This is a genomic window from Pseudarthrobacter sp. L1SW, assembly GCF_020809045.1.
GTDB lineage: Bacteria > Actinomycetota > Actinomycetes > Actinomycetales > Micrococcaceae > Arthrobacter.
The window spans coordinates 784311-798758 of sequence record NZ_CP078079.1; the positions used below are offsets into that span (position 1 = coordinate 784311).

At 65.5% G+C, this 14448-nt stretch carries 14 protein-coding genes and 1 tRNA gene; 10 read left to right on the plus strand and 5 right to left on the minus strand.

Features of this window, described 5'->3' with window-relative positions:
- Positions 1-67: 67 nt before the first annotated feature.
- Positions 68-904, minus strand: a complete 837-nt coding sequence (gene otsB / locus KTR40_RS03725) for a trehalose-phosphatase (RefSeq protein ID WP_228405310.1) — start codon at positions 902-904, stop codon at positions 68-70.
- Complete coding sequence (locus KTR40_RS03730) at positions 894-2396, minus strand: trehalose-6-phosphate synthase (protein ID WP_139028093.1); 1503 nt, start codon at positions 2394-2396, stop codon at positions 894-896. Before KTR40_RS03730 ends, otsB begins: the two co-directional genes overlap by 11 nt.
- A gap of 179 nt (positions 2397-2575) precedes the next feature.
- Here KTR40_RS03730 and KTR40_RS03735 point away from each other — a divergent pair, with 179 nt between their 5' ends.
- The 5 genes from KTR40_RS03735 to KTR40_RS03755 all read left to right on the plus strand — a co-directional run bounded on the left by KTR40_RS03735 (position 2576) and on the right by KTR40_RS03755 (position 7774).
- A complete protein-coding gene (locus KTR40_RS03735; protein WP_139028094.1) occupies positions 2576-3451 on the plus strand; it encodes a thioredoxin domain-containing protein in 876 nt (291 codons plus the stop codon).
- 205 nt (positions 3452-3656) lie between these two features.
- Positions 3657-3733, plus strand: a tRNA-Thr gene (locus KTR40_RS03740).
- Between the two features lie 77 nt (positions 3734-3810).
- Positions 3811-4236 carry a ChaB family protein gene (locus KTR40_RS03745; RefSeq protein WP_228405311.1) on the plus strand — a complete coding sequence of 142 codons (426 nt, stop codon included), beginning with the start codon at positions 3811-3813 and terminating at the stop codon, positions 4234-4236.
- 99 nt (positions 4237-4335) lie between these two features.
- Positions 4336-6507 carry an elongation factor G-like protein EF-G2 gene (locus tag KTR40_RS03750; RefSeq protein ID WP_228405312.1) on the plus strand — a complete coding sequence of 724 codons (2172 nt, stop codon included), beginning with the start codon at positions 4336-4338 and terminating at the stop codon, positions 6505-6507.
- Positions 6508-6517: 10 nt separating this feature from the next.
- Entirely contained in the window at positions 6518-7774 is a 1257-nt protein-coding gene (locus KTR40_RS03755; RefSeq protein WP_228405313.1) for an MFS transporter, read from the plus strand.
- Positions 7775-7814: 40 nt separating this feature from the next.
- Here KTR40_RS03755 and KTR40_RS03760 read toward each other — a convergent pair whose 3' ends face one another.
- The gene (locus KTR40_RS03760) at positions 7815-8162 is read right to left on the minus strand and encodes a hypothetical protein (protein ID WP_139028102.1); all 348 of its coding nucleotides are present in this window, start codon (positions 8160-8162) and stop codon (positions 7815-7817) included.
- 142 nt (positions 8163-8304) lie between these two features.
- On the opposite strand from KTR40_RS03760, the gene KTR40_RS03765 reads away from it, so the two are divergent.
- The 3 genes from KTR40_RS03765 (at position 8305) to KTR40_RS03775 (ending at position 9745) form a co-directional block, all read left to right on the plus strand.
- Complete coding sequence (locus KTR40_RS03765; protein ID WP_139028104.1) at positions 8305-8508, plus strand: hypothetical protein; 204 nt, start codon at positions 8305-8307, stop codon at positions 8506-8508.
- A gap of 92 nt (positions 8509-8600) precedes the next feature.
- The gene (locus tag KTR40_RS03770; protein ID WP_066280293.1) at positions 8601-8903 is read left to right on the plus strand and encodes a DUF4193 domain-containing protein; all 303 of its coding nucleotides are present in this window, start codon (positions 8601-8603) and stop codon (positions 8901-8903) included.
- Positions 8904-9196: 293 nt separating this feature from the next.
- The gene (locus tag KTR40_RS03775) at positions 9197-9745 is read left to right on the plus strand and encodes a hypothetical protein (protein ID WP_139028106.1); all 549 of its coding nucleotides are present in this window, start codon (positions 9197-9199) and stop codon (positions 9743-9745) included.
- A gap of 115 nt (positions 9746-9860) precedes the next feature.
- On the opposite strand, the gene KTR40_RS03780 is transcribed toward KTR40_RS03775, so the two are convergent.
- Entirely contained in the window at positions 9861-11417 is a 1557-nt protein-coding gene (locus tag KTR40_RS03780) for an APC family permease (RefSeq protein ID WP_139028108.1), read from the minus strand.
- A gap of 221 nt (positions 11418-11638) precedes the next feature.
- On the opposite strand from KTR40_RS03780, the gene KTR40_RS03785 reads away from it, so the two are divergent.
- Positions 11639-12118, plus strand: coding sequence for a Dps family protein (locus KTR40_RS03785; protein ID WP_139028110.1), 480 nt, complete (start codon positions 11639-11641; stop codon positions 12116-12118).
- Positions 12119-12209: 91 nt separating this feature from the next.
- Here the strand turns inward: KTR40_RS03785 and KTR40_RS03790 are convergent, their stop codons facing one another.
- Complete coding sequence (locus KTR40_RS03790) at positions 12210-13793, minus strand: MFS transporter (RefSeq protein WP_370633164.1); 1584 nt, start codon at positions 13791-13793, stop codon at positions 12210-12212.
- A 65-nt stretch (positions 13794-13858) separates the two neighbouring features.
- Here KTR40_RS03790 and KTR40_RS03795 point away from each other — a divergent pair, with 65 nt between their 5' ends.
- Positions 13859-14398: a TetR/AcrR family transcriptional regulator gene (locus tag KTR40_RS03795; protein ID WP_139028112.1), complete on the plus strand. Its 540-nt coding sequence runs from the start codon at positions 13859-13861 to the stop codon at positions 14396-14398.
- Positions 14399-14448 lie beyond the last annotated feature (50 nt).

Here is a 14448-nt window from a genome sequence, read left to right on the forward strand (position 1 = left end):
GATGTTTGGCCGATGGTGGCAAATGTTACGGACGTCACACGTGAGGTTGGACATGCTCGGGCGGCACCTACCCCTGGGCGGCTGCGGGGTCCTCCTCCGCCACGGCGATGCTCCGCTCCTGCAGCAGCAGCTCCAGCAGTTCGGCGATATGGACCGGGGCCTCTACGCGAAATTCGGCCTGGGTGAAGTCAAGGCCCACTTTGACGCCCACGTCCCCCGGCTCCAGGCGGGCCAGGGCGTCTTCATCGGTGGTGTCGTCGCCGGCGAACAGGACGCTGGTAGCGCCGGTGATCTGCCGGAGGAAGGTGACGCCCTCGCCTTTGGACGCGTTGACCACCGAGGTCTCGAGGACGCGCTTGCCGTCCTTGAGGAAGACCCCCTTCCGATCCTGCAGCAGGGAGCGGGCGGCAGCCACAGCGTCCTCAGCAACATCGTCGGCGGCCAGGCGCGTATGGAGGACCACCCCTGCGGGTTTGTCTTCGAGGACGGTGCCCGGAGCTTCCCTGGTGATGTCCTCCAGGATGGCGCGCACCTCCCCGAGGAGGGCCTTTTGCCCTTCATCGAGCGTGAGCCCGGCGGAGCCCGGGCCCAGCCAGGCCTCTGCACCATGGCTGCCGATGAGGAGGGTATCCACCGGAGGGGAAGCGACAGTGCGCAGGCTGGCGAGGGCACGGCCTGAGATGAGTGCCGTCGTCGTCCGTGGGAGTACAGCCAGCCCGGCGAAAGCGGCCGCCGAGCGCGGCAGCGGCCGGGCATCGCCGGCGCGGCCGACGATGGGCGCTATTGTTCCGTCGAAGTCCATCGCCACGAGCAGGTGCTCGGTCTTGGCAATCCGCCGGATGGCTTCCCGGAGCTCAGGGGACAGGGAGAGCTTGTCCTTGGCGTGGCGGCCGTCAGGAGTCATCGCGGACCACCTTTTCGTTGAGCGCGCGCAGGAAGTCCGCGGACCAGTAGTCCACGTCGTGTTCCAGGATCTGCTTGCGCATTGCCCGCATCCGCCGGGACGCGTCCCGCGGTTCCATGGCCACGGCACGCATGATGGCGCTCTTGAGACCGTCGATATCGTGGGGGTTCATCAGCAGGGCCTGCTTGAGCTGGTCGGCTGCGCCGGCGAACTCGCTCAGGACCAGGGCGCCGTCGTTGTTGGTGCGTGCCGTGACGTACTCCTTGGCCACCAGGTTCATGCCGTCACGCAACGCCGTGACCAGCATGACGTCCGCGGCAAGGTAGAGCGCCACCATCTCCTCCACCGGATAGCTGTGGTGCAGGTAGCGGACAGCGGTGTTCTCGATGGTGTCATACGTGCCATTGATGTGGCCCACAGTGCCCTCCACCTCCTCCCGCAGCAGGCGGTACTGCTCAACGCGCTCGCGGCTGGGGCTGGCCACCTGGATCAGTGTGGCATCGCCAACCGAGAGTTTGCCGTCCGCCAGAAGTTCCTCAAAGGCCTTCAGCCGGTGCCGGATGCCTTTGGTGTAGTCCAGGCGGTCCACGCCGAGCAGGATGGTCTTGGGGTTCCCGAGGTCCTGGCGGATCTGGCGGGCGCGCTCGATGATCTCCGGGTTGGCGGCCAGCTCGGTGATCTGCCGGACGTCGATGGAGATGGGGAATGCCTGCGCGCGGGCAATGTGGGTGACCTGGCCATCCTGGCCTTTTACATGGACCTGCTGCTGCTTGACGCTGGCGCCGAGGAAACGGCGGGCGGAGCGCATGAAGTTACCGGCATCGCTGGGACGTTGGAAACCCACCAGGTCGGCGCCGAGGAGGCCGTCGATGATGGCCTGGCGCCACGGCAGCTGGGCAAAGATCTCCGGCGGAGGGAACGGGATGTGGTTGAAGAACCCGATCCTGAGGTCCGGCCGCGCTTCGCGCAGCATGCGCGGCACCAGCTGGAGCTGGTAGTCCTGCACCCACACGGTGGCGCCGTGATCGGCATGGCGCACGACGGCGTCGGCGAACCTCCTGTTGACCTTGCGGTAGGCGTCCCACCACGTGCGGTGGAACTCCGGCGGGGCGATGACGTCGTGGTACAGCGGCCACAGGGTGGCGTTCGAAAACCCCTCGTAGTACAGCTCCACCTCGTCGGTGCTGAGCTGGACCGGGACCAGGTCCATGCCGCCGTGGCTGAAGGGCTTGACCGTCTCGTCGGGCGCACCGTGCCACCCCACCCAGGCGCCGTCGGTCTTGGTCATCATGGGGGCCAGCGCTGTCACCAGCCCGCCGGGGGACCGGCGCCAGCCGGAACCGTCGTCCCCGCTTTCCCCGGGGGCGCAGCGGTCCACGGGCAGCCTGTTGGATACCACCATGAAGTCGTATTTGCTCGCTCCGCCGTGGCCGGAGCCGGCAGCGCCGGACGTGGATGGTGCGGAAGGTTTTTCCTGGACGGGTGTTTGCATTGCGGCCCCCTGGGGTTGCTTGTGCCTCTCAGCCCACCCTAACGGGAGGGAATCTTCCGTGCTATTCGGCCGTTGGTCAACCCGGCGATTAGTTGAAAGCGCAAGCTCCCAGCTTTCTCCCCTAAAATGTAGGAGTTGCCACGAAGTGGTCCCCCCACGTCAACCGACCCAAGGAACACATGAGCCCCGCAAACGAAGTACGTAAGTCCAAGGCTGAGCGAACCGCGGAGGCGCGGGAAAAGGCGCGCCAGATCCGTGAGGCCCAGCTGAAGAAGGACAAGCGCAACAAGCTGCTCATCGGCTGGGGCATCGTGGCCGCCGTCGTGGCCATCCTGGCTGTTGTTGCACTGGTGGTGACCACCAGCATCAGGCAGAACACTCCCGTCGCGGACCAGGGGCCCGTGCCTGCCAACGCCAACGTCAACGGCGGCGTGACCCTGCTGGCCAACTCCGAGGTGAAGAAGACGGACCCGGCCACCGTGGACATTGCCAACCTTCCGGCCAAGCCTGATGCACAGCCGAACCCGGTGGTGGCTCCGGGAGCCGAGGCTGAAGCGGGGCAGCCCGTCAAGGTTATCGCCTATATCGACTTCATCTGCCCGGTGTGCCTGCGGTTCGAACAGACGTACAACGAGGCCCTGACCAGCCTCCGCAATGAAGGCAAGATCAGCATGGAGTACCGGCCGCTGGGCTTCCTGGACCGCCAGTCCAGCACCAACTACTCCTCGCGTTCCGCGAACGCCGCCGCCTGCGTGGCGGACAAGGCCCCCGAAAAGTACGCGGACTATGTGAATGTCCTCTTCGACAACCAGCCCGCAGAAGGCGGAGCGGGCCTGTCCGACGACAAGTTGAAGTCACTGGCCAGCGACCTTGGTGCCGACATCAACAGTTGCGTGGACGACAAGACTTTCCGTCCCTACGTCAAGTACTCCACCCAGCTCGCCGAAAATACCGGCATCACGGGTACGCCCACGATCTTCGTCGATGGCAAGAAGTGGGACGGCGCCTCGGACCTGAACGCAGAGATCCAGGCGGCAATCGACGCGAAGGCCTAAAGCCGTAGTGCCAAAAGCTGTAGTGGCTGCATGGCGGCCCGTTCCCGGATTCTTCCCGGAACGGGCCGCCGTCCTTTAAGGCCAGCCTTTTAAGTCCAACCGCGTTTCCAGGGCCGGTTCGCGCCGTGGCGCCGGCGTTTTTACCACCGGCGCCACTTGGGCTAACCTTATCTAGCGCCGTTCAGGCGCCGGCCCCCAGGGGCACGCCTCCTTAGCTCAGTTGGCCAGAGCACCGCTCTTGTAAAGCGGGGGTCGTCGGTTCGAATCCGACAGGGGGCTCCACTACCTCCTTCCCTTCCGGCGGCTAAGCTGGTCTTATCCGGATCATCAGCCTGCTGATCAAAAGGAGTGTGGGTGCCATGCCCAAGACCGGAAAGAGCGGCCACGCCCGCAAGGACGAGCTTCCCTCCACCCTGCAGCGCTCGGGGAAGAAGGCCCAGGACACGTTCGCCAAAACCTACGATTCAGCCCTGGAGAGCTACGACAACGACGAGCAAAGGGCGGCCCGGGCGGCCTATGCCTCGCTGAAGCACAGCTACGAGAAGGTGGGCGACCACTGGGAACCGAAGGAAAAACGGGGCCCCTCGGACAAGCGGGCCGAAGGGGGCGTGCAGTCCTCCGAACCCACCGCGGGCGGAGTGGACGCGAACGCCTCGAAGGAACACCTGTACAAGCTCGCGCAAAAGCTGGACATCGGCGGCCGTTCCACAATGAATAAGGACGAACTGGTCAAAGCCATCCAGAAGGCCAATGATGCAGCCACCCGGAAGGCGCGCGGCTCCTAATTTCCCTGCCGCCCGGCCCTTGCCGTACAGCCCCTGCAGGGTGTCGAATCAGAGGATACGTTCAGCCCGGTTGGATGGCAAAGGCGCCAGGAGGTTCCCATGTCGGTCAGAGGCACCAAGGACTCAGCCAGGACAGCGGCCGGAAGGAACGGACCCGAGTCCCGCCGCGCCGATGCCTCTGCCGGAATCGCAGCCGAGGAGCCCGCCAAAATCCGGAATGTGGCGCTTGTGGGCCATTCGGGTGCCGGGAAGACCATGCTGATCGAAGCGCTGCTCGCAGCCAACGGCATGATCACCCGTAAGGGATCCATTCCGGACGGGACCACCGTCAGCGATTCGGACCCCGCTGCCGTGCACCAGCAGCGCTCCGTGACCTTGTCGCTTGTGCCGCTGTTGGTTGACGGCATCAAAGTGAACCTCCTGGACACCCCGGGTTACCCGGATTTCATCGGCGAACTCCGCGCAGGACTCCGCGCCGCGGACGCCGCCCTGTTCGTGGTGTCCGCCGTTGACGGGATCGACGCCACCACCACCGCGCTGTGGGATGAATGCGAGCACATGCGGTTGCCCCGCGCCGTCGCCATAACGCGCATGGACCACCCGCGGGCAGATTACGACGGCGTCCTTGCCGCTTGCCGGAAGTCCTTCGGCGAGGGCGTCCTGCCGCTCTACGTTCCGGTGCGGACGGGCGCTGAGGTCACCGGCCTGCTGGGCCTGCTGTCCGGGACGGTCAGTGACTACTCGTCCGGAGAGTTGCCGGCAACCTCACGTGCAGCGAATGCCGACGAACTGGCGGCCCATGGTGCCGCCCGGGGCGACCTGATCGAGGGGATCATCGGCGGGAGTGAGGACGAAACCCTGATGGACCGCTACTTGGAAGGCGAGGACATCGAAACCGGCGTCCTCGTGGCCGACCTGGAAACCGCCGTCGAACGCGGTTCCTTTTTTCCTGTCCTGTCCACGTCGGCCGTCAGCGGCCTGGGCACCGCGGAACTGGTGGAGGTCTTGGTCCGGGCCTTCCCGCCGCCGCCGGACAGCCGTGTGCCGGAGGTGACGGACCTGGCGGGCGCCCCTGCCGGTCCGCTGACCTGTGATCCCGGGGGACAGTTGGCGGCGGAGGTGGTCCGGACTTCCATCGACCCGTTCCTGGGCCGGATTTGCCTGGTCAGGGTCTTCTCCGGCACGCTCCGGGAGGATGCCCCGGTGCACGTGACCGGCCAGGGCCTGGCCGACCGGGGCCACCAGGACCACGACACGGACGAACGCGTCACGCACCTCTACTCCCCGCTGGGGGCCTCCCTGCGGCCTGTCCCGCACTGCGTGGCGGGGGACATCTGTGCCGTGGCGAAACTGGGAAGCGCCGAAACCGGAGACACCATCTCCGGCCGCGAACGGCCACTGCTGCTGGCCACCTGGGAGATGCCCGAGCCGCTGCTGCCGGTGGCGGTGGAGGCTGATTCGCGCAGTGACGAGGACGCCCTGGCCCGCAGCCTGGGAAAGATTGCGGCGGGTGATCCCACCCTGCGCGTGGAACGCAACCAGGAAACGCACCAGTTGGTCCTGTGGTGCATGGGCGAGGCCCACGCCGAGGTGGTGCTGGACAGGTTGCGGGACCAGGGCGTGAAGCTTCACACGGTGGACGTGGTGACGCCCTTGCGGGAGACATTTGCGGCACCCGCCACCGGCCATGGCCGGCACGTGAAGCAGTCCGGCGGCCATGGGCAATATGCCGTCTGCGACATCGATGTGGAACCCCTGCCACGCGGCAGTGGGTTCGAATTCGTGGACAAGACGGTGGGTGGCGTGATCCCGGGGACGTTCATCCCGTCCGTGGAAAAGGGCGTCCGGGCCCAGATGGAAAAGGGGGTCAGCGCGGGCTTCCCCGTGGTGGACCTGCGCGTGACGCTCACGGGAGGCAAGGCGCACAGCGTGGATTCCTCCGATGCAGCATTCCAGGCGGCAGGTGCCCTTGCGCTGCGCGAGGCGGCGGCAGCCGGGCGGATCCAGCTCCTGGAACCTGTGTCATCGGTGGTCATCACCGTGACGGACGAGCATGTGGGGTCCGTGATGAGCGACTTGTCTGCCCGGCGCGGCAGGCTGACCGGCACCACCTCCTCCGGTGACGGCCTGACCGAGATCAGCGCCGAGGTCCCGGACCAGGAACTGCTGCGTTATGCCGTGGACCTGCGGGCCCTGACGGCGGGATCCGGCCGGTTCCGCCGCCGGTACCTCCGGCATGATCCGGTACCCGCCAGCTTCAGCACCTCCTAGCAGCCCTGCCATGAATGACGCAGCCAGGAAGATCCAGCGCGTCTATCTGACGCTGACGCTGGGAAACACCCTGGCGGCCTCGTTTATCTGGGGCATTAACACGCTCTTCTTGCTGGATGCGGGGCTGAGCAACCTGGAAGCATTTGCCGCGAATGCATTCTTCACCGCCGGTATGGTGCTGTTCGAGGTGCCCACCGGAGTGGTGGCGGACAGTTGGGGCCGTCGGGTTTCCTTCCTGCTGGGTACCGTCACCCTGGCCGGGTCCACTTTCCTGTACTTCCTGCTATGGCAGTTTTCGGCCCCGTTCTGGTGGTGGGCGGTGGTCTCGGTCCTGCTGGGCCTGGGCTTCACCTTCTTCTCCGGCGCAGTGGAAGCCTGGCTGGTGGACGCCCTGCGCTTCTCCGGCTACGAAGGCGGGCTGGAAACGGTGCTTGGCCGGGGACAGATGGTGTCCGGCGTTGCCATGCTGGCGGGTTCCGTGGCAGGCGGGGTCATTGCGCAGGCCAGCAACCTCGGCGTTCCGTTCCTCCTCAGGGTGGGCGTGCTGGGCGCCATGTTTGCCGTGGCCTTCCTGCTCATGCACGACGTCGGTTTCACACCGGAGCGTTCGGCCCACCCGCTGCGGGCCACCCGCGCAGTACTGCGGGCATCGGTGGACAACGGACTGAAGAACCCGCCCGTCCGCTTCATCATGCTGGCCGCCCCCTTCACCGAAGGGGTTGGCATCTATGTTTTCTATGCCCTGCAGCCGTACCTGCTCCAGCTCTTTGGAGACCCCCGGGCCTATGCCGTTGCGGGCCTGGCCGCGGCCCTTGTGGCAGGAGCGGACATCGTCGGCGGATGGATGGCACCGCGCGTCCGGAACCTGGTCAAGCGGCGGACCAGCGTGCTGATCGCCACCAACGTGGTGAGCGCACTGATCCTGGTGGCGCTCATGTTCACCAACATTTTCTGGCTTGCATTGGTGCTCCTGGCGCTCTGGGCCGTTGTGTCCTCAGCCGGCACCCCGGTCCGGCAGGCTTACCTGAACGACATGATTGCCTCGAAGCAGCGCGCCACCGTCCTGAGCTTCGATTCCCTGATGGGCTCGGCCGGGGGAGTCGTGGTGCAGCCGCTGCTGGGCCGGACCGCAGACCTCTACGGCTACCCCGCCTCGCTGGCCGTGGGCGGGGCAGTGCAACTGATCGCTGCCCCCTTCATCCTGCTGAGCCGCCGGCAGCGCTCGCGGGCGGACACGGCGTCGGACACGACAGCGGCAACGCCCTAGCAGCTTGGTGCAGCGGATTTTGCAGCACAGCGGATTTTGCTCAGTCCGAGTCCATCAGTTCGAGCAACTTTTTCGCCGCGTCCCGGATGTCATCGTGCCCATACTGCGCGGCCCTGCTTTCCAGCGAGATGACAGCGCAGCGGTGGACTTTGCTGAAATCCCCATACGGGAAGCTGACGCTGCCTTTGGTTCCCTCCGACTTGTCGTCGTCCCTGCCAAGGTGCCATTCCTCGAAGTTCCCGAAACCGTGCTTGTCGATGAAGGAGTTCTCCTGCTCAGTGGACGGCGCATGTTCACTCCAGTCATCCCGGACATCGCGTTCCACCTTTCCTGCCTCGATGAGCTTGCGGGCGTGTGCGAGTGCCTTCCGGTTCAGCCGTACTGCCATCCTGCCTCCTTCCAGTGCCGGCTCCGGGCGCGTCAGCCGTAGGGCTTCCAGCGTAGGACGGTGTTTGGGAAACCGCCATGGATTAACGCAGGCGAGATGGCGACGAAACAGGGGCACAACAATCCCTGCATAGGTTTCAGGCATGATCGCAGACACCCTTCGCCGGTTCCGCACCCGGCTCGTTGACACGTTTACCTACGAATCCGGCGAACACGCGGCCGACGCCATGGCCGACGCCACCCGCTGGGGGTGGCTGCCGGCCTTGAGCGGAGTGGCAGTTGGGGGAGACCAAGCCCGGCGCAGCCACGGGGAATCCCTGGCGCAGCGCGGCGAAATGTCTGGTTGAGCACACTATTGCGCCGGTAACGGGATCATGCCCTAAACTGCTTCACTGAGGTGCCTGAAATGGTGCTGCGCAGCAAGGAAAGTGAACACGCTATGGCTACCGATTACGATGCTCCACGCAAGCAGGAAGAAGAATCTCCGGCTGATTCGCTGGAGGCCCTCCAGGCCTCGCGCGGCGGCAACGCCCAGACCGCGGTCATTGACGTCGACGAGAACGACACCGCAGAGGGTATCGACCTGCCTGGAGCGGATCTTTCCAACGAAGAACTGACGGTCATTGTCGTTCCCGAACAGTCCGATGAGTTCACCTGTTCGTCGTGCTTCCTTGTCCGCCACCGCTCCCAGGTTGCCCGGGAAAAGAACGGCATGAAGTACTGCCGCGACTGCGAAGGCTGAATCCTTTTCCGGACTGCCGGACCGCCCGGCCCCCTAAGGTGACCGGCGCTTCCGGTCTCCTGCCGCCGTCGTTATCCCGGTAACGGCAAGGTGCCGGAACGGCGCCCGAAGAACACAAAAAGGGAGCCAAACGGGCCGGTTGGAGCCCGGTTTTGGCAGCCGCTATATACGCGCGTGATGCGGGGCGCCGCACCTTAACGGTTGCATGGCGAAGCGGCCACAAGCCTCGTTTCGCGCCGTCAACGCTCCTACGCTGGAGCTATCCATTCGCTCCACACATGGGTGGCTCCACAATGAAAAAGCTCTACACCTGGCTGGCTGCCATCCTCCTGGCGGCCGGACTGGGAATCGTGGTTCCGGGGCCTGCCTCCGCTGCCACATCCTATTGCGGTCTCGTATGGGGGTCTTTGGCCAAGGCGGACCAAAGCATGAGCACCGCTCCCGTCACCAACATCCGGACCGGGCAGCACTACTGCTTCGACAGGATGGTGGTGGACCTCAACGGCGCCGTGGCGGGTTACACCGTGCGGTACGTTCCCCGGATAGTCCAGGACGGCTCCGGCTTCACCATCCCGGTCCGGGGGAATGCACGCCTCCAGGTCACAGTCAACGCACCCGCCTACAACGGCGACTACAAGCCCACCTACAACCCGTCCGATAACGACGAACTCTCCAACGTCGCCCGCTACCAGACCTTCCGCCAGGTGGTCTTTGCCGGCAGCTTCGAGGGATACACCAGCATCGGGCTGGGCGTACGCGCCCGGCTGCCGTTCCGGGTCTTCACGCTGGACGGGCCGGGTTCCGGATCCCGCCTGGTGGTTGACGTAGCGCACTACTGGTGACAGCGGGCCGTAGACAGTCAGCCGATCAAACGAAGAAGGTGCTGTTCCCCTCTTTTGCGGGGAACAGCACCTTCTTTCGTCGGGGTTGGCTGGCTTCGGACAGCCTCCGGCCCTTTTACTCCGGGACCACCAGCGCGGGGGTGTCGCGCCGGAGCCTCTCGCCGCGGAAGAAGCCGGGACGGACCTTGGCCATGACAAGCATGACGACGGCGCCGGAAGCCAGGATGCCGACGCCCAGCACAAACACCAGGCCCACTCCGAAGACCTCCGAGCCGCTGCCGAATTCCGGGGCCCAGCTGTCCACGGCGGTCTGCAGGAACACCACGAACAGGCCCACGCCGCCCAGCACCGGGCACACCAGGCGGAGGATGACGTGGCGCAGGCTGCTGAAGACGCTGTGGCGGAAGTACCAGGCGCAGGCCAGGGCAGTAAGGCCGTAGTAGAAGCAGATCATCAGCCCGAGCGCCAGGATGGTGTCATTGAGGACGTTTTCGCTGACCACGTGCATCACGGCGTAGAAGCCCGCGGACATGACGCCGGCGGCCACCGTGGCAAAGCCTGGCGTCGCAAATTTCCTGCTGACCCGGCTGAACGGCTCGGGCAGGGCACCGTAGTACCCCATGGCCAGCAGGCTCCGGGACGGCGACATGAACGTGGACTGCAGGGACGCGGCGGAGCTGGACAGCACGGCCATGGACATAAGGATGGCGAACGGTCCCATGATGGGGGAGGCCAGGGCGGTGAAGATGTTCTCGTGGATCTCCGTGTTGTTGAGGCCGTTTCCGGTTTCACCGACGCCGGCGAACATCATGGTGGCGATGCTCACGGTCAGGTAGATCGCCAGGACGATCACGGCGGTCAGGGTTCCGGCCAGGCCTGCCGTCTTCTTGCCGTTGGAGGTTTCCTCATTGACGGTCAGGCAGACGTCCCAGCCCCAGTACACAAAGATGGACAGGGAGATGCCTGCTGCGATCTGCCCGAAGGTCTCGATCCTGGTGACGTCGAACCACTCCCAGCTGAACGGGATGGCAGTGTCCGAGCCGGACCAGTTGGCGAAGGCCATGCCCACAAAAAGGCCGAGGACAAGCAGCTGGAATCCCACCAGGCTGTACTGGACCACCTTGGTGGTGTGGAGTCCGCGGTAGCTGACCCAGACGGCCAGGGCCACAAACACAAAGCAGGTCAGCACGTTCACTGCCTTGTTTGCTGCCAAGTCAGCGAGCTCCGGTGAGCCCGTCAGTTGGGAAAGGAAAAGATAAAAGAAGTCGACGGCGACTCCCGCAAGGTTGGAGAGCACAATGATGTTGGCGGCCAGCAGGCCCCAGCCTCCCATCCAGCCCACCCACGGGCCGAACGCCTTGGTGACCCACGTGAAGGTGGTGCCGCTGTCCGGGGAATCGGCGTTGAGTTCCCGGTAGGCGAGGGAGACGAGGATCATGGGGATGAACCCGATCAGGAAGATGACGGGCAGCTGGAGTCCGGCTTCATTGACCGTGGGGCCAAGGGCGCTGGTCAGGGTATAGGCGGGGGCGATGGTGGAGATGCCCAGGACGACGACGGCGAGGAGTCCCAGCTGCCCGCCCTTGAGTCCCTTGGGGCTGATGCCTGCAGTACGCGGCGAGTGCCCCCCTGAACCCGGGGCGGATGTGCTGGTGCGGATGGTCTCGGTCATGGCACCACTTTCTGGAGAAGTTGAGACGGCGGTCACTATATGAATGGCGTTCATTTAGTATGGGGGTGGGACGCCCGGGAAGCAAGGAAAATAATGAACGGCGTTCTTTTGTGTCTGCTGTGGGCCGGTTAGTAAGCTCACTGAGAAATTCCCTGCGGGCCCTCCGTTGTGCTGGCCGGTGCTGGTAGCGTCGGGCTTACTGGACCAATTGAGGAGGATGCATGAAAGCTTCACCGACACTGACCAACAACCTGCAGGCCGTGCTCGCCGACCTGATCGAGCTGCACATCCAGGGCAAGCAGGCGCACTGGAACATCGTGGGAACCAACTTCCGCGACCTGCACCTGCAGCTGGACGAAATCGTTGACGCTGCCCGCCAGTTCGCCGACGACACCGCAGAGCGGATGCGGGCCCTCCACGCCCTGCCGGATGGACGCAGCTCCACGGTGGCGGAGTCCACAAGCCTGGCGCAGTTCCCCGAAGGCCTGATCAGCACCAAGGATGCGATCGAGCGGATCGTTGCTGCCCTCGAGGCTGCTGTTGGCACTATGCGCAAGGTCCACGATGAAGTGGATGAAGAGGATCCCACCACCGCTGACCTGCTGCACGAGTTCATTGCCAAGCTGGAGCAGTTCGCCTGGATGGTCAACGCTGAAAACATGAAGCCCACCGCCAGCGTTACCGCCCCGGACTCGAAGTAGCGGGCCCGCAAGGGAAGCGGCCTGCCAGGCGCCCGCCCGGAGTAACACTCCGAGGCGGGCGCCTTTGCTGTCACGGTGCGCAGGTCACCTTTCAGCTGTCCGCCTTGGGTACTTTCCGGAGGACGACGGCGGCGAGGACTGCCGCCGTCGCCATCAGTACCAGCCCAATTGCTGCGGTGACGTGCACCCCTGACTCGAAGGCCGAGCCGGCGGCCTGCCGGACTGCGCCTGCCAGGGGGCCCGGCAGGCCTGCCGCCAGTTCCATGGCTCCGGCGAGGGTTTCCCTGGCGTGCGCGGTGCCTTGGGCCGGGGCGGCTTCAGCGACGCCGGCCGGGAGCCGCAGGTTGTGCTGGTAGGAACCCGTGAGGATGGAACCCAGCACCGCAGTTCCCAAAACCGCGCCCATCTCGTAGCCCGTCTCGGAAATCGCCGCGGCCGCCCCTGACTTTTCGGGCGGCACGCTTCCCAGGATGAGGTCGTTGGAGATGGTCTCAGCCGTTCCCACGCCCAGGGCAAGGACCAGCAGTGCGGCCAGCAGCAGGGATGCCCCGCCCTGGCTGCCCCCCAAAGCCACCAGGCTGTAGCCGGCGGCGCTCAGGGCGAGCCCGCCCGCCACAACGAAGCCCGGGCGTACTTTCTTCACCGCCGGCACCACCGCAAGGCCCGAGGCCATCGTGGCCATCAGCGCCGGGACCATGGCCATTCCGGCAGCCGAGGGCGACATGCCCTCGATGAGCTGGAGGTGCTGGGCGAGGAAGAGGATAAAGCCGTTGAACGAAAACAGGGCCAGGATATTGGCGGTGATGGCCATGCTGAACACCCTGTTGCGGAAAAGGGACATCTCCAGCAGCGGGCTGTGCAGCCGCTGCTGCCTGCGGACGAAGGCCGCGCCCATTGCCAGGCCGAGCGTTACGGTTCCGAGGGCTGTGGTGTCCGGGCCTTCGGTGGCGAGGTGCTTGATCCCGTAGACCACGGGAACCATGGTGAACAGCGACAGCACGATGCTGGGCCCGTCCACCTTGCCCGGCGACGGGTCCCTGGACTCCGGGATGAAGGCCGGGCCCAGGGCCAGCAGCGGCAGCATGATGGGCACTGCCACCAGGAGGACGGCTCCCCACCAGAACTGTTCCACCAGCCACCCGCCAAAGATGGGCCCCAGGGCGGCACCGCCCGAGAACCCCGCTGCCCAGATGGCGATGGCCAGCCGCCGCCGGTTGGGGTCCGGGAAGATGTTGCGGATCAGGGACAGCGTGGAGGGCATCAGCATGGCGCCGAAGAAGCCAAGGGACGCCCGGCCTGCGATGAGCCATCCCGCAGTGGGGGCAAAAGCAGTTGCTGCTGATACTGCCGCAAAACCGATGCTGCCGATGATCAGCAGGCGGCGTCGGCCGATCCTGTCGCCCAGGCTCCCCATGGCAACCAGCAGCCCGGCCAGCACCAGCGGGTAGGCGTCCACAATCCAGAGGAGCTCTACGCCCGACGTGCGCAGCGCGGCGGCAATGGCAGGCAGGGCAAAGGTCAGGGCCGTGTTGTCCACTGCAACCAGGAGGACTGGAAACATCAGCAGGCCCAGGGCCAGCCAGCAGCGCCAACTGCCCTTGGGTGGGCGTGGCGCGGGCGGCCTCGATTGGGTACGGCGGGTGGTCTTCTGTTGGGAAGCGGCGGGCATGGTCATGCTTTAACTATACCGTCTGGACGGTATAGTTAAAAACCGGCTCGTGACCATGCATGATGGGAACCATGGCCAGAAAACCCGTTGCGCGAGACGCCGTCCTCGATGCCTTTGAACAGCTCCTGATCGACGTGGGGGAGCGGGCTGCCACCCTGGACGCCGTGGCCAGGCGTGCCGGCGTCTCCAAGGGCGGCCTCCTGTACCACTTCCCCACCAAGGAAGCCTTGATCACAGCCACCCTGGAACGGCTGGACCGCCTGGCGGGGGAGGACCTCGCCGCCATGGCGTCCGCACCCGAGGGGGCGGCGGCATACTTCATCAAGTCGTCGCTCTGGTCCGATACCCCGATGGACCGCTCCTTCGTTGCCGCGACGCGGCTGGCCGAGGTGGCCCACGAGGAAGCCCGCCGCCGCTTCGCCGCCATCCAGCAGCAATGGCTGGAGCTCATCGGGAAGGACGTGGGCAAGGCTATGGCCAAGGCGGTCCTGTATATGGGGGACGGGCTGTACTTCAACGCCATGTGGGAAAGCGGGCCGGCGGGAAAGGCCGGGAACAGGCGGGCGGACGTGGAGGAACTCCTGTCAGCCGTGGAGCGGCTGCGGGGCTAGCTGACATTTGCCCCCGGGCCTGCGGCATAGGAGAATTGGGCTGTGCGCGG